We start from the raw sequence: 21,399 nt of genomic DNA, 5'->3' as shown, positions 1-21,399 counted from the left end.
TTAAAAAATGAATCATGCAGAAGAAAAATGTATTGAAAGGAGTACTGTTTGTAGGAATTGGCGCAAGTATATACGGAATGCTGGCAACCTTCGTAAAACTCGCCTATCAGGACGGATATACAACTTCAGAAGTTACTACTTCACAATTTATATTAGGCTTAATCGGTCTTTTGATGCTTAATTTTATTCAAACCATTACTTCTAAAAAAAGACTTTCGTCACCAGGTTTCGGAGAAGTTAGAAATCTTTTGTTGACAGGAACGTCTTTAGGATGCACCAGTTTGTTTTATTATATTGCGGTTCAGTATATTAATGTATCTATTGCTATTGTATTGCTGATGCAGTCCGTTTGGTTTAGTGTGGTTGTTGAAAGTTTCATAACTAAAAAGTTTCCGAATGTAAGAAAAATCATTTCGGTTCTGATTGTTTTATTAGGAACAGTCTTGGCTACAGATCTTATTAATGCAGATATCGAACTCGATGTAAAAGGAATTTTCTGGGGATTGATGGCGGCCGGTTCTTATACACTGACGATGTTTTCATCAAATAAAATTGCTACTCATCTTCCGGTGCTCAGAAAAAGTATTATTATGCTTGCGGGCGGCTCGCTAGTGGTTTTTTTATTTTTAATTTTCGCTCAGATAGGACCATTATATTCGGAAAGCTTAAAAGCTTTTTACCTTAATTTTACGGACAACACCCATCATATTCATGCGTTCAGGTATTCAATTTTATGGAAGTATGGTTTTGTGTTGGCGTTGTTTGGAACTATCATTCCGCCGATCTTATTTAATATAGGTTTTCCGAATGCAGGATTGGGTTTGGGAAGCATTGTATCATCACTTGAATTACCAGTTTCCGTGACCATGGCTTTTGTACTGCTAGGGGAAAAAGTGATTTTGATGCAATGGGTCGGAATTGCCTTGATTCTTTTCGCTATCGTTTTAATGAATCTTCCTTCAAAGAAAGAAGTTGCTGTGGTGTAATATTTGAACTTACATTACATCAAAATAAAACAATGAAACTGTTTCTTTTGAGACAGTTTTTTTAATTTTAATATCAAAATAAATCTTTATGAAGTATTTTAAAAATATTGTGAATGTAATGCTATTGACAATATCCGGTATGCTTTTTTCTCAGGTTAAACCTCTTGATGCCGAACTAACCAATTATCAATATCCATTTGAAGTGCAATTTCTGAATTTTAAATCTCAGAATAATGATTTGAAAATGGCTTATATGGATGTAAAACCTGAAAAGCCAAACGGTAAGGCCATCATGCTGTTACATGGTAAAAATTTCAACGGAGCATATTGGGAAAGAACCGCAAGAGATCTTTCTGCAAAAGGTTTCAGAGTGATTATTCCTGATCAGATCGGATTCGGAAAATCTTCTAAACCACAACATTACCAATTCTCCTTTTCGCAGCTGGCTGAAAATACTAAAGCAATTTTGGATAAACTGAATATTGACAAAACAATTGTTTTAGGACATTCAATGGGTGGAATGGTAGCGACCAGATTTACACTCTTATATCCAGAAAAAGTAGAGAAATTAATTCTGGAAAACCCGATCGGATTGGAGGATTATAAAACATTTGCAGCGTATCAGACAATTGATCAGGCCTATCAGTCGGAACTGAAGAATACGGCAGAATCATATAAAAATTATCAGCTTAAATTTTACTACGATAATAAGTGGAAGTCTGAATATCAGCCATGGCTTGATTTAATAGCAGGATGGACACTTCATCCGGATTATCCAAAAGTGGCTTGGGACGCAGCCCTGACATCGGATATGATTTACAATCAGCCAGTCTGTTATGAGTTCAAAAATATCAAAGTTCCCACGCTTTTGATTATCGGAACCAGAGACCGAACAGCTATAGGAAAAGACAGAGCTCCGAAAGAGCTTCAGCCTAAAATGGGGCAGTACCAACTGTTAGGCAAGAAAACGCAGCAGGAAATTAAAGGTTCTCAATTAATTGAGATTGAGAACGTAGGCCATCTTCCGCATATCGAAGTTTATGATAAATTCTGGAATGCATTATATGATTTCATTAAATGACAAAAAAATTACCGGCTGCCAATTTTTGGCAGCCGGTAATTTTATTTTAATGTTTAAAAATCAGGAAATAAGCTCCATGATCCGTAAAGCAACCTTGAGTGCTTCCGTTCCGTCTTCGATGGAAACTTCAACGTTTTTATTTTCAGTAATAGAATTTGCAAAAGAATTCAGTTCGTCCAGAATTGCATTATTAGGTTGAATGTCAGGGTATTCGAACAAGATCTGATTCTTTTCACCTTCCGCATTTTCAATAATCATATCAAACGGAGTCGGCGTTTCTGGCGCATCCTTCATTCGGATAACTTCAGCTTTTTTCTCGAGAAAATCAACAGAAATGTACGCATCCTTCTGGAAAAAACGACTTTTTCTCATCGCTTTCATAGAGATTCTTGAAGTGGTGAGATTGGCCACGCATCCGTTCTCAAATTCGATTCTTGCATTGGCGATATCCGGGGTTTTACTCACTACGCAAACACCGCTGGCATGGATGTTTTTCACTTTAGATTTCACAATACTCAGCAAAATATCAAGATCATGAATCATTAAATCCAGCACAACAGAAACATCCGTTCCTCGTGGATTAAATTCAGCAAGTCTGTGGATCTCAATGAACATGGGGTTCTTAATGTATTCTTTCGTAGCGATAAAAGCGGGATTGTATCTTTCTACGTGTCCTACCTGCGCTTTAATCCCTTTTTCAAGGCATTGTCTGAGAATTTCTTCAGCCTGTTCAAGTGTTTGTGTTACCGGCTTTTCAATGAAAAAATGAAGCCCTTTATCTATTGCTTTCAAAGCATAATCATAATGATAAACAGTCGGAGTTACAATATCGAGCATATCGATCTGTTCAAGCAATTCATCAAAATTTTCAAAATATTTGTATCCGAATTCCGCTTCCAGTTTTCTGCCGTTTTCAATGTCTTTATCGTGAAAACCAACAAATTCATATTGATCTGACTGATTAAGGAGTCTTAAGTGTATTTTTCCCAAATGTCCGGCGCCTACCAAACCTGCTTTTAACATAGCTGTATTAAATTTCGGTAAAGATAAGAATTTTAAAGAACGGTTGACAGATGATAGGTTTTAGGTTGATAAATACTGAATGTTTTTTTACTTTTGTAAAAATTACTACCTGAAATTTTAAACTGAATTTAAATGGCGCAAGACTCGTTTGTACACAAAGGAAAAAGAAAGATTCTGGTTGATTATCTCAGGAACAGGATCGGAATATCAGATGAAAATGTACTTTCGGCAATGAATGAAGTTCCGAGACATCTTTTTATAGAAAGCATTTTTGAGGATTTTGCTTACGAAGACAGAGCTTTTCCTATTCTCGCCCATCAGACAATTTCCCATCCTTCCACAGTTGCAGAACAGTCTGAGCTGCTACAGATAAAAGAAGGCGAAAAAATACTTGAAATTGGTACCGGCTGTGGATATCAGACGGCCGTTTTACTTGCGATGAAAGCGTTGGTATATACGGTAGAAAGACAAAAAGATCTTTTTGATTTTTCTAAAAAGAAATTTCGTGAAATGGGTTTTTATCCGAAATTTCAGAGTTTTGGTGACGGCTTTGCCGGACTTCCTACTTTTGCGCCTTTTGATAAGATTATTGTGACTTGCGGTGCTTCGGTTTTGCCGACTGAATTACTAAAGCAGCTGAAAGTAGGTGGGAAAATGGTGATTCCATTAGGTCCTACGGATGAACAGGTTTTATACAGATTCACAAAAGTATCTCCGACTGAATTTGAAAAGGAAGAATTCGGTGCCTATAAATTTGTGCCGATGCTTGGAAATACCAATTTATAGCTCTTCATTTTAGTATAGAAGTAAAAGTCTCATCATACTTTGGTGAGGCTTTTTCTTTGGTGGTTTGCTTTTTGATGAAATATAAGCATCCAAAAATTTCAAATAATTAAATAATGAAAGTATTTATCAATAAAAGAATTCCGGAAATAGGAATCAATATGCTGAAAGAATCTGGTCTGGAAGTTTTTATCCCGGATCATGATAATTTGTCTCGCGAAGAATGGATTAGTTACTGCAAAAGTCACGACATGATTTTGAGTGTAGGAACGGAGTTTAAATATGATAAAGATTTCTTTAATGAATGCCCGGATGTTAAAGCCATTGCGTTGTATTCCGTAGGCTTTGATCATGTGGATATTCAGGAAGCCGACAGCAGAAAAATCCCGGTGGGGAATACGCCGGATGTCCTGAGCAAAGCTACTTCAGATGTTGCTTTTCTGCTGATGCAGTCGGTTGCAAGAAGAGCCAGCTACAATTTTGAGAAAGTAAAATCGGGTAACTGGGGAGATTTTGATCCGCTTCATGCGTTAGGGCAGGAACTTTACGGAAAAACATTAGGAATTTTCGGGCTTGGAAGAATAGGTTTTGAAATGGCGAAGAAATCAAAGGCGGCTTTTGATATGGAGATAATCTATCACAATCGTCACCAAAACGAGGAAGCTGAAAAAGAGCTGGGAGCACAATATGTTTCTTTTGAAGAATTAATTTCAACGGCAGATGTTTTGAGTATTCACGCAAATTACAAGCCCGAACAAAAAGAACTTTTTAATGCTTCGGTTTTTGAAAAGATGCAAGAAAATGCAATATTTATCAATACGGCGAGAGGAGGTTTTCATAACCAGAAAGATTTGTACGATGCACTCGCCGAACATAAAATCTGGGGTGCCGGGCTGGATGTAACCAATCCTGAGCCGATTTATAAAGATGATCCTATCTTAGAACTCTCAAATGTCTGTGTTCTTCCGCACATCGGCTCGGCAACAGTAGAAGCCAGAAACGGAATGGCAAAAATCGCTGCGGAAAATCTTATCGCTTTCTCAAAAGGAGTGAGGATGCCGGCTTGTGCTAATCCTGAAGTATATTCTGACAATTCGTAAAAACTTGGAATTATTTTTGTTTACTTTAAATCAATACTAAATAATAATTATATGATACCCGAAAACAGCGAACAGGAACAGGAAAGAAGACTGGAACAGAGAGATTATAAGCCCAGTGAAGATATATTCAGCCAGGAGGACCATGTCTCTTTAGACGGAGATGGAAAGCCAATTTTTAATGAAAATACCGACGATGATACTTTAGATAAAGGACTCGATATTCCCGGAGTTGATGAGGAAGCAGGAACCGAAGATATCGGAGAAGATGAAGAAAACAGTTATTGGGGTCTAAGTGACAATGATGATGACCACGAAGAGCAGAACGACGACTTGATAAGATAGCCTTACCTTAACCGGTAAGGTTTTTTTTATTCTATATTTCAAATTATTTTAGAAAAAATTCTAAAGCTTTAATACAATTCTATCTGTTAAATTTCAGATTGTTGCTATGGTAAATATGTGGTATCGATAATTAATTTTTGTAGAAAATATTCTAATTTAAATGATTAAATTTATCATTACTTAGTGATAAATTAAAAATCAAAGAATATGATAAAATATCTACAAACTCTCTTCATATTCTTAAGCGTTTTTACGTTTTCCCAGGCACCGGTAAATGTGAAAGTAAAAGACGCTTCAGGAAATGAAAGTTTCAACGTGACATGCAATACCGATCTTGATGCCAACGGATGTGTTGCCTTAAGTGTCGAATATCCTGTGCTCAGGCAGACGGCGAGCTATCAGGTAAGTCAGGAAATTTACAGTCCGCCGGTTGCTTTAAACCAGGGAACTGCGTTGAATGCCAATTATGATGACCTGTTTGCTAAAAAATTAGATCTTCCCTTCAATTTTTGCTTTTATAATCAATATTACCAGTCACTCATTGTGGGTTCTAACGGAATGGTCACTTTTGATCTCAATCAATTAGGAAATATCAATTATCCTAATGTACAGTGGACAAATCCTAACCCGAACCTTCCCAAAAACTCAATCTTCGGAGCATACCATGATATCGTCTTTTCCGCGGGAGACTCTTCTGAGATCTATTATTCAACCATTGGGACAGCGCCTTACAGAAAATTTGTCATTAACTTTTTTGAAGGAAGAGTTTCCGGATGTACCGACCGATCATCCTCGCAGATTGTTCTGCACGAAACAACTAATGTGATCGAGGTTTTTATCGATAAAAAGCTAACTCCCTGCCCAACACGAAAATTTGAAAATGCGCTGGTTGGTGTTCTCAACAGTGACGGTACACAGGGCGTATCACCTGCAAACCGTAATACGGGCGTTTGGCAGGCTATGCAGGAAGGCTGGAAGTTTAGCCCACTGGGAAATGTGATTGAGCCTGAAGTTACCTGGACCAATGCGGCCGGTCAGACCGTGGGAACCGGAGTTCAGACTACGGTTTGCCCTACTCAGAATGATGTATTTACAGCCAATGTTAAGTTTAATATTTGCGGAAACAGTGATCTCACACTGACCGATGGCTTTCCGGTAACATTTGATCCCTCTTATCCTGTGGCAACAAACTATACCCAGAACTTTTGTGGCAATACTTCTGTAAATCTTACATTAAATAGTTTTCAGGGAAATCTTACTACTCAAAACCCGGCTGGCTTTCACTTCAGTTTCCACAGCAGTCTTCAGGATGCACAGAATAGTGTTAATGCTTTACCTAACAATTATACTCTCACGGCAAATACGGTTTTATATGTAAGAATACAGAATCCGAATGTACCTACTTGCTACCGCATTGCAGTGCTTACTTTAAATCTTGTTTCTAAAAGTTTGATCAAAAATACAGTGGAAATATGCGATACCAATAATGACGGTGTGGAAGCTAATTATAATGTAAGCTTATTAAATACAGAACTGTTTGCTCCCGGCACTACCGGAATTTCCTATCATCCGACACAGTCTGATGCCCAGAATAATACCAACGCGTTGACTACAGTAAATGTTTCAGCCGGAACCAATCTTTGGATAAGGCTTCAGGAGGCAAACTGTACTTATATTTTAGGACCTGTCGGCTTTCAGTTCAGACCTGGAGTAAATATCAATTCACCGGTTAATTTTACTTATACGGTATGCGATATCAATGCTGATAACCAGGAGCCTTTTAATTATTCATCAGTTATAGGTCCGCTGATTACAACACAGACAGGAGCTACATTTACTGCCTACGAAACCTATGATCAGGCATTTACAGGAGCCGGAACGGGTTTAAGTACCATTAAAGCAGGAATATATACCATTTTTATAAGAGTGGAGATTCCGAACGGATGTTTTGCCGTAGCTACAGTTAATATGAATGTTACTTTCAACAAGATTGTGGCTAATGAGAAGAAGGAATATATTTGCTTTAACGGGACGGATGATATTACGGTCGATCTAAATACCCTTGTTACCGGAATGCTGATTTCTCCTTCTACGGTTCCTGTGACGGAGTTCTATGCCACTTCAGCAAATGCCAATGCCGGAACCAATCCGATCAGTCCCAACCAAACGATAACTACAGACGGAAACCTGGTCATTCGTACGTACTTTGTACGGTTTGAAAATTCCGATGACTGTTATACAGTAAGGCCGATTACAGTTTATCTCGTGCATCCGGTAATTGTTCAGTCTACATTCACCATCTGTGATTTTAATAATAACAATTCGGAAAATGTACAGCTGTCTCAGTATGCTCCGGCTATTATTGGAAACCAGAATGCAACCGTTATTTTTTATCAGACGGCAGCTGATGCAGCCAGCGGAAATAACCCGATCACCAATATTACAGTAAACGGAACGCAGCAGGTATTTGTCAAAATAACTTCTTACAATTGCCAGCAGATATATCCGGTTACCTTGAACTTAACTTCAACACCGGCAGTAAATGCTGAGGTGAATATCAATCTAAATGATATCTGCGATAATAACAATGACGGAAGTGAGATCTATGATCTTACACAGGAACAACCTCAGATTTATTCTGGGACGAATGTTAATTTTACCTATTATTTAAATTATAATCCTTCCACTCAGGTATTTTCCAATCAGATCACAAATCCCTCACAGTTTCTGATTTCTGCCGGAAACGCAACGGCGTACGTCAAAGTACAATATAACGGCAGTGACTGTTTTTCAGTCTCAAAGCTCAGCATACAGATGACGTTTTTACCACCTGTCGTTCTCAATGCCGCAACGTTGGCAACATGTGATGAAGATTTTAATTTAAATGAAACTTTCCAGCTTAGTGATGCCATTTCACAATTGTTTGTCGCTTCACAGAATACATATCCATTGTCGGCGATGACGATTAGCTACTACAATACCGCGGCGCAGGCGAACGCAGGAAATCCTTCCAACCAGATCGGTCCGACTGTAACAACGAATGTATCTTCCATTCAGGTCTGGGCCAGATTTCAGTCGCAGACTACCGGCTGTTACTCTGTTGCTCCGATTCAGCTGAATACCTATTTCCCGCCAAAGGCCATCAATTCAACCATTACCGTGTGTGACGAAAATTTAGATGGAAGCTATGATGTCAATCTGCTGAATTTTACGAATCTTATGGTGGATATACAGAATCCTGCCAATTCATTTTCCTTTTATCTGACCCAGCAGGATGCACAGAACGGAACCAATGCCATTTCCAATCCCGGTAATTTTTCGGCCAATCCTTTTCCAACGCAGATTTGGGTAAAAGTGCAGAATATTCCGGGGTGTGATGATATAGCAACCATTAATTTCACTTTCGGAAATAAAGTGGTTTTACAGAACGGAGGGCCCTTTCAGATTGCAGTTTGTGATACTGCGAATGATGGTGTGGAAAATGTCAACCTGACACAGTTTGAAAACCAGATTTATACAGGGCAAAACGTTAGCTTTACTTATTATCCTTCCCTGGCTGATCTTCATGCCGGAACAAATGCTGTTGCCACACCTTCCGGCTTTAGCTATAACCAGGGTACAGGTTCAGCTATTATTTATGTAAAAGTTAGCGTTCCGGGTTCGTGCCCGAATCTTGTACAGATTGATCTGTCATTGAAACCGACGCCGGTATTTGATATTCCAACGCTCTATTTTTGTCCGGAAAGTTCATTGGATTATACCGTGAATGTTGAAGGATATACGATTGTAAGTTACGTCTGGACGAATCCATCGGGACAGGTCATTTCTACAACGGATACCATTACCGGAGTTACTGTTGTCGGAAATTACACCCTTACCGTAACAGCTGACAACGGATGTACCTACACTGATACCTTTGAAATCAAGCACTATGATGTTCCGGTGATTCAGCAAATACAATTTAATGGCAATACGGCAGTAGTCAATGCCACCGGTACACAGACCATTCTTTATTCCGTAGACGGCGTAACATGGCAGGCGGGCAATATTTTCTACAATTTACCCACGGGAGTTACGACTTTCTATGTGAAATATGTCAACAGCGACTGTATCGTAAAGCAGGATGGGGTAGTACTTGATATTAAAAATGCCATCACACCCAACGGAGATGGGCTTAATGATCACTGGATTGTTAAGGACCTCCAGGTATTTGGCAACAGGATGTCGACGGTTAAAATTTATGACCGTTACCAGTATCAGGTTTTCGAACAAAGCTCGAATACGCAGTTTTTCTGGGACGGCACCATAAAAGGCCGGGCTATTCCGACTTCCAGCTACTGGTATGTGATTACGCTTCCGGATGGCAGGACGTTTACAGGATGGATTCTGGTGAAAAATAATGAATAATACTTGAAATTACGCTTAATAAAATTCCGCGGCAACGAAGTTGCCGCGGAATTTTTTAATGGAAAAGCGCCTTTGCGGAACGTAATATTCTGAAATCGAATAATCAAGTAATTCAATTAATATCATTATTTTAGCGAAAAACTAATTTAAATTTAATTATGACGAAAATATACTCCCAGATACTTCTGGTTTTGATGTTCTTTGTATCCTTCGATCTTTTGTATGCACAGGATAAATATGTAATGGATCCTGATTTTAATGCAGCTTTTCAAAGTAATACGCATTTCATTGACGGGAAGAAAATTACCGCTACGGTAGCACAGCAGGACGGAAAAGTACTTGTCGTTTACGATACTTATGAATACGTTATTTCCGGTACTACACAGGTTGTTTCAAAGGTTGTGAGGATCAATGCGGACCATACGCTCGATACTTCTTATAATGCCGGAGAGTTCGACGGCACAATCAGCAGCATCGCCCTGCAAACTGATGGTAAAATAATACTCGTTGGAACGTTTAGAAAATACAATACAACCAATTCTTACAACATCGTACGGCTGAACGCAGACGGCACATTAGATACAGGTTTTGCAGTGGGATCGGGATTTAATTATTATGTATATGCAAATTCTAAGACACCGCGGAAAATAAAAATTCAGTCCGATAACAAGATTCTTATTGCCGGCAACTTCTGGTCTTATAATGGAGTTACCAAAAAATATATGATCAGGCTGAATACCGACGGATCGATAGACAATACTTTTACCTTTGATGACAGTTATAATGATGACGAAGTGAAAGACTTCGATCTGCAGCCGGATGGCAGGATTATAGCGATGTATTCTACCAAAGTGGCAAGATTCAATACGAACGGATCTTTCGACAGCAGTTTTTCTACGATTGAAGGATGGGGATCCACAGAAGTAAGTGGGCGACTGTATTGTATTGCTGTAAGAAACGATGGTAAAATATATTTGGGTGGAAGATTTGTTATTTCCCTGAACAGACAGTATGTTGCAAGATTAAATGCTGACGGAACTCTTGACAGTACTTTTATACCGAAGAATTTTTTTAACCAGTCCTGGGAAAATAATGCCAATTACGGAATTTTCTCATTTCTTATCCAGCCGGACGGAAAAGTGCTTGCCGGCGGATGTTTCAAAAAATATGGATCTGACCAGGCAGCCGGAATTTTACGTCTGAATGATGATGCCACCATCGATACCTCTTTCCAGGGAAAAGTAACAGGGATGATCAATGGCTATTCAGATCAGGATGTCATTAGTCATCTGAGTTATTATAGCGATGGAAGCATCCTGGCATCAGGAAATATCAGGATGTTTAATGAGGTAGCCGTTAATAATATGGTAAGATTTTCTTCCAACGGAACCATTAATATGGCATTCCGTAATATCTGTAAAGGATTTGACAGGGCTGTTCATAAGCTTTTTGTACAGCCTGACGGTAAGATCATTGCCACCGGATATTTCTTTTCCTACAACGGATTTACCGGCGACCGGATCATCCGATTGAATGCCGACGGAAGTGTAGACGAAACCTTTAAAGTGGATACCCATCTCTATATGCAGTCCAGTAATTTTCCGGTAGATATCCATTTTCAGCCGGATGGGAAGATCTTAATGGGTACGAACGGATTTATTTATACTTCAGGACTCGGTGCATTCGGAGGTGCCGTTATAAGGCTTAACAACAATGGTTCTCTCGATACCTCGTTTTTCAGCCTTACGGGAACTGATATAGGTTTAGAGGGATATATGGATAAATTTATTCTGAAAGGAGACGGGAAGGTAGTGGTTCCTAACATGTACAGGTATAACTCAACAGTAAATCTCAATTACGAAATAATAACACTTGACACCGATGGGAATCTTGATAATAGCATCAATTATCAGAAGCCGTATTCGGAAATCAGGTCTTTGAAATTATTACCGGACAGCAAAATCCTTCTCACTGGGAAAAATGCCAACAGTTCAAAGAGAACATTGGGAAGGCTTCTTCCGAATGGAACGATTGATCCTGGTTTCTTTCAGGACTCTTCGCAGCCTGATATTGTCGAGTTCTATCCTACGCCTGACGGTAAAATACTGACAATGGGGTACACAGCCACCGGACACCGGATTTCAAGATTCAATAATGACGGAACAGTTGATGCTTCATTCAGCCAGCCGACCTATCCTCTGCCGGGAAGTCCGCTTCAGCAGCAGCCACTTGAATTTGAGAATAACGGGAAGTTTTTCACAACAGTTATCAATACATTTGATCCCAGAAATTTGGTTCGGCATAATGCCAACGGTTCTTATGATACCTCCTTTGATATAGGATCCGGATTTACCATGAGCCATACCGACTACTACGGAGATATTGTAACCTCAATTAAAAAATATAATGGCGGTTTTTTAGTAGGTGGTGAATTCAGTGCTTTCGACGGACAGTATGCGAAAGGGCTGACTAAACTTATTCCGCAGAACTCTCTTAATGTCAAAGAGCCAAAGACCAGCAAAAAAAATCTTATCTATCCAAATCCAACCACAGGAATTATTAACATTAAAGCCGAAGGATACAGCCAATACGAAGTAACAGACCATTTGGGAAGAACAATTATACCATTAACTAAGATACAGCCAACGATTGATGTTTCTCATCTTTCAACAGGTATTTATTATCTTATTCTGAAAAACGGAAAAGAAACTTCAGTACAGAAATTTATTAAAAAGTAGAATTAAAATTATATGACATTCCAGGAACAGATACAGCAGGGCATTCCGGCCAGCCTGCCACAGCCGAAACCTTACGAGACCAATATCAATCATGCTCCAAAACGAAAAGAAATTTTAGGGGAAGAAGAGAAGAAGCTTGCCCTGAAGAATGCCTTACGTTATTTCGAGCCTCAGTTTCATGCGGAATTATTGCCTGAATTCAGAGAAGAGCTTGAAAAATACGGAAGAATCTATATGTACCGTTTCCGTCCGGATTATGAGATGAAGGCAAGACCGATCTCAGAATATCCAGGAAAATCAGAGCAGGCTAAAGCCATCATGCTGATGATCCAGAATAATCTTGATTATGCCGTAGCGCAGCACCCTCATGAGCTTATCACTTATGGAGGAAACGGCGCTGTTTTCAGTAACTGGGCGCAGTACCTGCTGACGATGAAATATCTTTCCGAAATGACAAATGAGCAGACGTTGGTCATGTATTCGGGACACCCGATGGGATTATTCCCTTCACATAAAGATGCACCGAGAGTAGTGGTAACCAACGGGATGATGATCCCCAACTATTCCAAGCCGGATGACTGGGAAAAATTTAATGCATTGGGCGTAACACAGTACGGACAGATGACCGCAGGAAGCTATATGTACATCGGTCCGCAGGGAATCGTTCACGGAACGACGATCACGGTGCTGAATGCTTTCAGAAAGATCAACAAAGAACCAAAAGGCGGATTGTTCGTGACTTCGGGATTAGGCGGAATGAGCGGTGCTCAGCCGAAAGCCGGAAATATCGCAGGTTGTGTGACGGTTTGTGCGGAAGTCAACCCAAAAATTACCAAAATCCGTCACGACCAGAAATGGGTAAATGAAATTCACGAAAATCTTGATGAACTCGTAGAAAGAGTGAGAAAAGCTCAGGAAAATAAAGAAACCGTTTCTTTAGCTTACCTGGGAAATATTGTTGAGGTTTGGGAAAAGTTCGATCAGGAAAATTTAAGGATCGATATTGGTTCCGATCAGACTTCACTTCATAATCCATGGGCGGGGGGCTATTATCCGGTCAGACAAAGCTTTGAGGAATCCAACCGTATGATGGCAGAAGACCCTGAACTGTTCAAAGATAAAGTACAGGAAAGCTTGAGAAGACATGCGGAAGCCATCAACAAGCATACAGCCAAAGGAACCTACTTCTTTGATTACGGAAATGCTTTCTTGTTGGAAGCTTCCAGAGCCGGAGCTGATGTCATGGCAGAAAACCCAAAACTGGGAAGAGAATTTAAATTCCCTTCATACGTTCAGGATATCATGGGGCCGATGTGTTTCGATTATGGTTTCGGACCGTTCCGTTGGGTGTGCACCAGCGGAAAACCTGAAGATCTGCAGAAAACCGATGATATTGCCTGTGCGGTATTGGAAGAGATCCAGCAGAATTCTCCGGAAGAGATTCAGCAGCAGATGAAAGACAACATCCAGTGGATCAAAGGAGCACAGGAAAATAAGCTGGTAGTCGGTTCGCAGGCGAGAATTTTGTATGCTGACGCCGAAGGAAGAATGAAAATCGCTGAAGCATTCAACAAAGCAATCAGGAACGGCGAGATCGGACCTGTCGTGCTGGGACGTGATCATCACGATGTTTCAGGAACCGACTCGCCTTACCGTGAGACTTCCAATATTTATGACGGCTCAAGATTTACCGCAGATATGGCTATCCACAATGTGATCGGCGACAGTTTCCGTGGAGCAACCTGGGTTTCTATTCACAACGGTGGAGGTGTAGGCTGGGGCGAAGTGATCAACGGAGGTTTCGGAATGTTGCTGGATGGCAGCGATGATGCCGACCGAAGATTAAAATCAATGCTCTTCTGGGATGTGAACAATGGAATCTCCCGACGCAGCTGGGCCAGAAATGAAGGCGCCGTTTTCGCCATCAAAAGAGCCATGGAAACCGAACCAAAATTGAAAGTAACACTCCCGAATTTTGTGGATGAAAGTTTGTTTTAATAAAATTCCCCTCCTCTGGAGGGGTGGCAAAATTTGAAAAATTTTGACGGGGTGGTTATAAAGCATTATACAGGTTTTATCAGATCACCCCTTCCAAAAGGAAACTAATTACTATGAACTATAATGTTCAATAATAAAGTTCTCAAGATCATTCATTGCTACTGAGAGATTTTGCTTCACATCAAAATCGGTAATTCTAAAAATTTTCAGACCTAGACTTTCCAAAAACTTTGTCCTTTCCTAATCATAGTCCTGCTTAAAATCATGGCTTATACCATCAATTTCAACCACCAGGCCTAATGTTTTTACATAAAAATCAACAATATAATTACCAATAATTCTTTGTCTGTCAAAATCAATATTGTGAAAGTTTTTGTTTCGGACCTGTTTCCAAAACAATACTTCTGATAAAATACCTAATTTTCTCTTTTCTTTTATTAAGGGCTTAAGATGGGGATTGTAAGGTAGATGTTCGACAAAATTGCGGTAAATAATGACACCGTCTATTTGGGTGAGTATCTGTTTTTCTAACATTTGTGTTTAAGTTTGAACTAATTTAAGTTTTTTTGGGAAAGTAGAAAAGTATAAGACCACCCCGTCAAAAATTCTTTGAATTTTTGCCACCCCTCCAAAGGAGGGGAATTCTGTACTTGCTATGCTTACGCAGAATATCCCGACAATGCCAGTCAAGAATGGGCGTGCCGTTTTGCCGTCAAAAGAACCAAAACCTGCCATCAGGCAGGTTCTTTTTTTACAATCTCACCAATCCGTAATCATGGTTTTATTTAGGTCCGTTGAAAGTGATGCCCAAAGATACAACAGGTTTGGTCAGTTGTGTTCCATTGGTAATATCTCCGTTTCCCAGTACAAACTGATAGCCGACCCGTGAAGTAAGATAGATTCCTACTTTTTCTTTGGTGATAGTTCCCAGCTTATAGGAGAGGTCGAGGCCGGGTTGTATATTGTAAAACAGGTTACGGCTTAATCTTCTCGGTACTTCCTGTTGATGAACAAACCATACGTCCTCAACTTGATTGTACGTAGTTTGGGTGTACGTCTCATCGGGATTCACCAGGCTCAAAAAATACATCCCTGTAGAAATATAAATGCCTAATGAGAATTTTTCCTTTTGAATAAGATCATTTTGGGCAAGTAGGTTGAATGTCGTATGATAAGATCTCGTTCGATCAGCCAGATACCCGAAATTGTCTGAATGGTTCTGCTGGGTATAGGCCAGTGCGGCACCCAATGAAATACGGTCGTTCACATACAACCGTCCATTCATTTGGAAGGCTGGTGCGTATCCGTTTAACGCCGGTTGTAATTCTAATCCTGCAAAAAATGCAATATGGTCTCTCTGAGCAAAAAACAGATTGCAACTCACGAAGAACCCTAACATATAGATTGCTTTTTTCATACTCAATATTTACTGTTAAATAGGTAATGAATCTCTCTATAATAAAAGACGCAGGAAATAGAAGATGGTTGCCTCTACTTTGTTAAAGTTGAAATCTTTGACAAAGTTTTGAAATACGAAAACCTGCTGTGAGGCAGGTTTGTATTTTGTAATTTCTGGATTTATAATTTATTGTTTCATCTGAGACAATATTTGTTGTTATTTAATTTTTAATTATATCAGTGATTGAGGGAATTCAGATTCCAAGGTTTCTCTTTCGGTCACTTCAATATTTTCTTTATTCTTTATGGCTAAAGTTTCTTTGTATTCCATCGCTTCAGGCTCAGAGGTAAACTCGGCCGAAAATCCTAACTCTTTGATTTTATCTTCAATTTCTTCAAGAGTCACATTAAAGAATTCTTTTCTGAAATTGAATAAGTTTAAGGCTTTTTCTGAAAAGGCTTTATGTAGTTCATATTCTAAAGTCCGTGCTTCATCACTATAAATTAACGCATGAACATCAAACCTGAACGGAACTGAAGCATCTCCCAATTCCCGGATCCTGTCCATCGGCTCTAATCTTCGGGTCATACCTATTTTAAACACATTTTCCCCAAATGAACCAATGTTTGAAATAATATATACATGACCTCTTTTTGTTTGTTGAGCCATTGATAACGCTCGTTCTTTCTTGAGCTGAGCCTCTTCCAATTCTTTTTCTAATTCTGATATTTTATTTTGTAATTCTTCTGGATTACCATTTTTTTCCGCGAAATCTTTCTTAACTTTCTCTAAAATTTTCAAATAGTAAGCCTCTTCTTTTTCAGCCTCTTTTTGAGCTTTTTCAAATTCTCTTTTAGCTTTTTCTTCCTCTCTCAATTCTTCCTGTAAAGCTCTAAGCTCTTCTTTTTCCTGTTGTTTTTTTGCTCGGTATTCATATTCGAGAATCAGCTCTTGCATTTTCAGTTTAAAATATTTGTGAGTTATCTCTACTGTTTGGCTTTCGCCAAGTTTATTTAAAGTTTCAAAGGCTTTTTTCAGTCTCTCTTTGATCTGATTTACATTATTCCATTTCACTTTAGCGATAAGAGAATCCGCTTCACCATTAAAGGCCCGTAAGATCAGTTTTATGAATCGGGTTGTTGAGGCTTTTCCTTTTGAAAGGCTTCCGTCAACAGTCCAATTTGTTCTGCATATTGCAGCGGTTGCTTCTTTGATCATTGATTTTTGGAGCTCTATAATTTTATTTTGCTCAATCCTGTAATCATCTGATTTTTCAAAATCATATATAGGCTCATAAACTCCAAATTCTGATAACTCTAAATTGTTTTCAAAGATTGAAATGTCATTTTTCAGATTTTTATAAGTGGTAATTCCCTCTAAATATTTCTCATTTAATTTTATAAGCTCTGTTTTTTGCTGTGCAATTTCTGATATAATAGATTTTTTTTCTTCTTCCAGATTTATTATTGAAGAATACTTTTCTAGATCTTTTTCCTTTTGACTTCTTGATTGATTACAACTTGCCAGATCAGATTTTAATTCTTGTATTTCCTTTAATTCTTTCTTCTTTAAAAAGTCAAATAATCCCATAACTTTTAGTGTTTTATTATTAGTTGAATAGTATGTTCAAATGTAAAGAGAGCGTACAACAACTCATTACGGATTCCCGTATTTAAATCAATTTTTACCGCAACAAAATCAGTGAAATAAGCATTAAAAATAAAAACCACGACCACACCTCATTCCGTATTTCTACGGATTTTTATTGTGGAAATCAATGCCTTTCCAACCCTTACTGTCAAAACTGCATCTTTATAAGAAAAGAGATATTATGAAACTAATCATACCAACACCCTGTCATGAAAACTGGGATGCCATGTCGCCGGATGAGAAGGGAAGATTCTGTTCTGTATGCACCAAAACAGTGAGAGATTTTAGCGGTTCTTCGGATGAAGAAATTGTTGAGGCCTTTTCGGGAAATCCTGAGAATGTATGTGGGCATTTTAAAGCATCGCAGCTTAATCGTGATCTGAGCTTTTCTTATATTAATTCCTTGCTTACGAAGTTTGCTATTGGCTTTATCGTAACAGCGGGAGGGTTCGTTTCCGTTCAGGCTCAGCAATGTGAACCGAAGCCGGATACCCTCAAACAGCCCAGGCTCAAAGGAAAAGTGGTTTCACCTGCCGTGCAGGACAGTGTAAGAAGGCAGAATATGGTTTTAGGAGGGATGCATGCACAAACGATAAGGAGCAACCCTCCTCTGTATGTAATGGATGGGAAAATAATCAGTGAAGAACAACTTAAAAAAATTGATTCACATCTAATAAAAAGTGTTCAGGTTCTTAAAGGAGAGGCTGCCATTGAAAAGTACGGCGACAAGGGGAAAAATGGCGTCATTGTGATGACGAGAAAGAGAAACCGATAATTTGATGAGTATAATAGCGGCTATATGGTGAGAATACGGGGATCGAAACTGTGATGTATAGATTGCAAGTCTAGAGATCTAGTGTCGGGTTTTGGGTCCTGTATTCACATTATTCCACAGTCTTTGTCATCCGGTAGGAATCTGGGCATCGTTGTAATATTGATGGAAAGATTCGTGCTTAGTTTCTTTCAGAATGACAAGGGTAAGTAGGTCCATGCGTTCAATGGTGGCTGAGGCCACTCGAAGCCACTAGTCCTTGTAGTGTAACGCGGGCCTTCGAGAGCCTCAGGCGCCGCCATTCGACTACTTTTCGTCGTTCTGTAGAATATCCATACACCCTAATACGCAAGAACACTCGTACTCTAAAACTCTCCAACCCCTCACACTCTACCACACACTTTTGTCATCCGGTAGGAATCTCGGCATAGCTTTTAAAGTTGGCATGGAAGATTCGTGCTTAGATCCCTACGGGATGACAAGCTGGAATGATAAATACTCACACTCTATAACCCTCAAACCCTCCCACTCAATTTGGCTGAGCGGAGCCGAAGCCATCAGTCCTTCTAGTACGTGAGGGCCTTCGACTCCGCTCCGGCGCTGCCATTCGACTACTTTTTGTCGCTCCGTAGAATATCCGTACACCCTAATACGCTAGAACACTCATACTCTAAAACTCTCCAACCCCTCACACACTACCACACACTTTTGTCATCCGGTAGGAATCTCGGCATAGCTTTTAAAGTTGGCATGGAAGATTCGTGCTTAGATCCCTACGGGATGACAAGCTGGAATGATAAATACTCACACTCTATAACCCTCAAACCCTCCCACTCAATTTGGCTGAGCGGAGCCGAAGCCATCAGTCCTTCTAGTACATGCGGGCCTTCGACTCCGCTCCGGCGCCGCCATTCGACAACTTTTCGTCGTTCTGTAGAATATGCATACACCCTAATACGCTAGAAAACTCATACTCTAAAACTCTCCAACCCCTCACACACTACCACACACTTTTGTCATTGACTACGTCGAATCTGTGATTTCCGTAGGAATCTCGGCATCGCTTTTAAAGTTAGCATGGAAGATTCGTGCTTAGATCCCTACGGGATGACAAGCTGGAATGATAAAATACTCACACTCCGTAACCCTCAAACCCTCTCACTCAAAGTTGGCTGAGCGGAGTCGAAGCCACCCCCGCACAAAAAACTCCGGCCGGGAAATTCCCAAAGCCGGAGTACCATTATACTAAAATTATTCTGTTAAAAAGAGGGTCAGTTTCCGAGAGATGTTTCCGTCGGGCGACGAAGGCACCTTGTGACGCCCGACGCAACCTCCTTACCACACCCGACGCAAGACCCTTGTGTCGGGCGACGAAAGCGTCTCTCGGAAAACAGAGACTCATTACTTACGCTACCGTCAGTATTTTATCGAGAGTAGCGGTTCTCGCATCTTTCAGGGGAGTACCACCGCCATACTGGGTGACCACTTCCAGATTATAAGTTCCCGCTGCTAATGCAGGAATCACTACAATAAGTTCCGAAGGATTGTTGGTGACGATATCACTTTGCTCCACTTTGGTTCTTCCCTGTGTTGCTGTGTCTACAAAATAGATCCCTACCGAAGCTTCATATCCTGCAACTTTGATCTTACTGCCCACGATCTTCAGGTTTCTGCCTGGAGTAAGCAGATCATTCACCGAACCACTCTTCACATCCATTACCTGTAAAATGACCGCAGAAGATTCTGCTACACCTAAAATATTGACCTCAATATTAGGAATCTCAGCCCGTAGCTTTTCTCCCTGGTTGAACTGGAAAATAATGCTGTGCTTATCTTTGTTAAAAGTCTCTGAAGGACTATCGAATACCCCGCGGATGGTAGTGCTTGCAGTAAAGTAGCCGGTATTGACTGAAAAGCCATCACACAGCTGGTAGGCCATTTCTTTCAGGAATAGCTCGGTTGCATGTTCCATTGCCGAAGCGGAAACATCTGCACCACCTCGGCTGGCGGCGGCTTCACATATCTGCTTTACAGAAAGGGAACGCTCGCTTGCCGTACGGGCAATGAAATCATTGGGGTTGTCTTTGGTTAAGGTGTTATCGTAGAGATATGCTTTGATTTTGTGTAGGATGTTTGCCATTACTTTATGTACTTAGGATTATAATTTCTCAATAAAAAAGGTAATATTACTTGCCACTGTAGGGCTGGTCATATTATCATTACATAGCATGGTGATACGGTATAATTCGCCTGTTGCATACAGGGATACTAATATTGTAGCTTGATCTCTTGTTATAGGATTAAAACTAGTACCCCATCCTGTCCAGCTATTAGCATTAACGGTTGTAGCTGTTATAGTATCATATCCATTCCTAATTGCCCAAATTCCTATTTGAGTTGTTATAGAAGAGCTTAGCTGAATTGAATTAGAACTATTTGCAACGTTAGAAGGTATCCCCCCATATCTCACTGACAAATTCCCAAAAGTAGTTTTAGTTGCATTCTGAACGGCAGCATCACTTGTTGTAGGAATAGGACTGGTTACCTTTTTTAAAGATTGAATAGGGTTAACACTTACATTTTCTCCCACAGTAGCATTACAAGTCTGCCCCAAAAAACTTAGTGGAACTGAGATAGTATTAGGTGAGGTAAAGTTGGGAGTTCCCGATATAGAATAAGATATCGAACCATTCCCATAATTGAGCATACCAGGATTTAAGGTAAACGTCAGTCCGTTTTGGGAGAATGAAGTCCCTGAAGAATAGCTTCCTCCGTTACCTCCGGTATAAGGAACGGTAAGCGTTCCATTATAAGCCGTACCCGAAGTAAAGGTTGCCGGAAAAGTAGAAGAATCCGTACAATTAAGAGATCCAATCGCTGGAGATATCGTAGGATTGTTATTCACCGATCTCCATTCTGTTCCATTCCAGAATACAAAACCTTTGTAGGTAAGAGTGCTTGCTCCGGTATTGTAAACCATTAATCCAGTAGCAGGAGAAGGTATGGTTGTTTGATCGGTAGAACCCATTAAAGCCACCCTTGGAATCAGCATTCCTTTGTTGGTAGAAGCCACTTCTAAAGCTGCACTGGCATCCGGAATGCTTGTTCCTATTCCGATCT

Annotated in this window: 14 protein-coding genes and 1 pseudogene; 9 read left to right on the top strand and 6 right to left on the bottom strand. The window is 39.8% G+C overall.

What is annotated here, in order from left to right; genetic code table 11:
- Positions 1 to 14 precede the first annotated feature (14 nt).
- Together BMW64_RS06890 and BMW64_RS06885 are read left to right on the top strand one after the other, a co-directional pair.
- On the top strand, positions 15 to 986 hold the full coding sequence (locus BMW64_RS06890; RefSeq protein ID WP_089999304.1) for an EamA family transporter: 972 nt from the start codon (positions 15 to 17) through the stop codon (positions 984 to 986).
- A gap of 88 nt (positions 987 to 1,074) precedes the next feature.
- Complete coding sequence (locus BMW64_RS06885; RefSeq protein ID WP_089999303.1) at positions 1,075 to 2,067, top strand: alpha/beta fold hydrolase; 993 nt, start codon at positions 1,075 to 1,077, stop codon at positions 2,065 to 2,067.
- Between the two features lie 60 nt (positions 2,068 to 2,127).
- On the opposite strand, the gene BMW64_RS06880 is transcribed toward BMW64_RS06885, so the two are convergent.
- A complete protein-coding gene (locus BMW64_RS06880) occupies positions 2,128 to 3,090 on the bottom strand; it encodes a Gfo/Idh/MocA family protein (protein ID WP_089999302.1) in 963 nt (320 codons plus the stop codon).
- Positions 3,091 to 3,222: 132 nt separating this feature from the next.
- On the opposite strand from BMW64_RS06880, the gene BMW64_RS06875 reads away from it, so the two are divergent.
- From BMW64_RS06875 to BMW64_RS06850, 6 genes are all read left to right on the top strand, one after another.
- Complete coding sequence (locus BMW64_RS06875; protein WP_089999301.1) at positions 3,223 to 3,876, top strand: protein-L-isoaspartate(D-aspartate) O-methyltransferase; 654 nt, start codon at positions 3,223 to 3,225, stop codon at positions 3,874 to 3,876.
- 113 nt (positions 3,877 to 3,989) lie between these two features.
- Complete coding sequence (locus BMW64_RS06870; protein ID WP_089999300.1) at positions 3,990 to 4,973, top strand: 2-hydroxyacid dehydrogenase; 984 nt, start codon at positions 3,990 to 3,992, stop codon at positions 4,971 to 4,973.
- A 51-nt stretch (positions 4,974 to 5,024) separates the two neighbouring features.
- Positions 5,025 to 5,315, top strand: coding sequence for a hypothetical protein (locus BMW64_RS06865; protein WP_089999299.1), 291 nt, complete (start codon positions 5,025 to 5,027; stop codon positions 5,313 to 5,315).
- Positions 5,316 to 5,522: 207 nt separating this feature from the next.
- Positions 5,523 to 9,722 carry a T9SS type B sorting domain-containing protein gene (locus BMW64_RS06860; RefSeq protein WP_089999298.1) on the top strand — a complete coding sequence of 1,400 codons (4,200 nt, stop codon included), beginning with the start codon at positions 5,523 to 5,525 and terminating at the stop codon, positions 9,720 to 9,722.
- A gap of 158 nt (positions 9,723 to 9,880) precedes the next feature.
- Positions 9,881 to 12,460: a T9SS type A sorting domain-containing protein gene (locus BMW64_RS06855; RefSeq protein WP_089999297.1), complete on the top strand. Its 2,580-nt coding sequence runs from the start codon at positions 9,881 to 9,883 to the stop codon at positions 12,458 to 12,460.
- Between the two features lie 12 nt (positions 12,461 to 12,472).
- Positions 12,473 to 14,458 carry a urocanate hydratase gene (locus tag BMW64_RS06850; protein ID WP_089999296.1) on the top strand — a complete coding sequence of 662 codons (1,986 nt, stop codon included), beginning with the start codon at positions 12,473 to 12,475 and terminating at the stop codon, positions 14,456 to 14,458.
- Positions 14,459 to 14,698: 240 nt separating this feature from the next.
- Here BMW64_RS06850 and BMW64_RS06845 read toward each other — a convergent pair whose 3' ends face one another.
- The 3 genes from BMW64_RS06845 to BMW64_RS06830 form a co-directional block, all read right to left on the bottom strand.
- Entirely contained in the window at positions 14,699 to 14,992 is a 294-nt protein-coding gene (locus BMW64_RS06845; RefSeq protein ID WP_228400869.1) for a DUF559 domain-containing protein, read from the bottom strand.
- Positions 14,993 to 15,239: 247 nt separating this feature from the next.
- Positions 15,240 to 15,875: a hypothetical protein gene (locus BMW64_RS06835; protein ID WP_089999294.1), complete on the bottom strand. Its 636-nt coding sequence runs from the start codon at positions 15,873 to 15,875 to the stop codon at positions 15,240 to 15,242.
- Between the two features lie 213 nt (positions 15,876 to 16,088).
- Entirely contained in the window at positions 16,089 to 17,447 is a 1,359-nt protein-coding gene (locus tag BMW64_RS06830) for an SNIPE associated domain-containing protein (RefSeq protein ID WP_089999293.1), read from the bottom strand.
- Positions 17,448 to 17,688: 241 nt separating this feature from the next.
- Here BMW64_RS06830 and BMW64_RS06825 point away from each other — a divergent pair, with 241 nt between their 5' ends.
- Entirely contained in the window at positions 17,689 to 18,282 is a 594-nt protein-coding gene (locus BMW64_RS06825; RefSeq protein WP_143052652.1) for a TonB-dependent receptor plug domain-containing protein, read from the top strand.
- 1,402 nt (positions 18,283 to 19,684) lie between these two features.
- Here BMW64_RS06825 and BMW64_RS06820 read toward each other — a convergent pair.
- Positions 19,685 to 20,419, bottom strand: coding sequence for a DNA-binding domain-containing protein (locus tag BMW64_RS06820; protein WP_089999291.1), 735 nt, complete (start codon positions 20,417 to 20,419; stop codon positions 19,685 to 19,687).
- A gap of 18 nt (positions 20,420 to 20,437) precedes the next feature.
- Positions 20,438 to 21,399: pseudogene (locus BMW64_RS20625) on the bottom strand (hypothetical protein); the annotation flags it as partial.

Origin of the sequence: Chryseobacterium taichungense (assembly GCF_900109935.1) — a bacterium.
GTDB lineage: Bacteria > Bacteroidota > Bacteroidia > Flavobacteriales > Weeksellaceae > Chryseobacterium > Chryseobacterium taichungense.
Note: the sequence above shows the minus strand (reverse complement) of the source record. Positions and strands in the feature narration are given on the sequence as shown.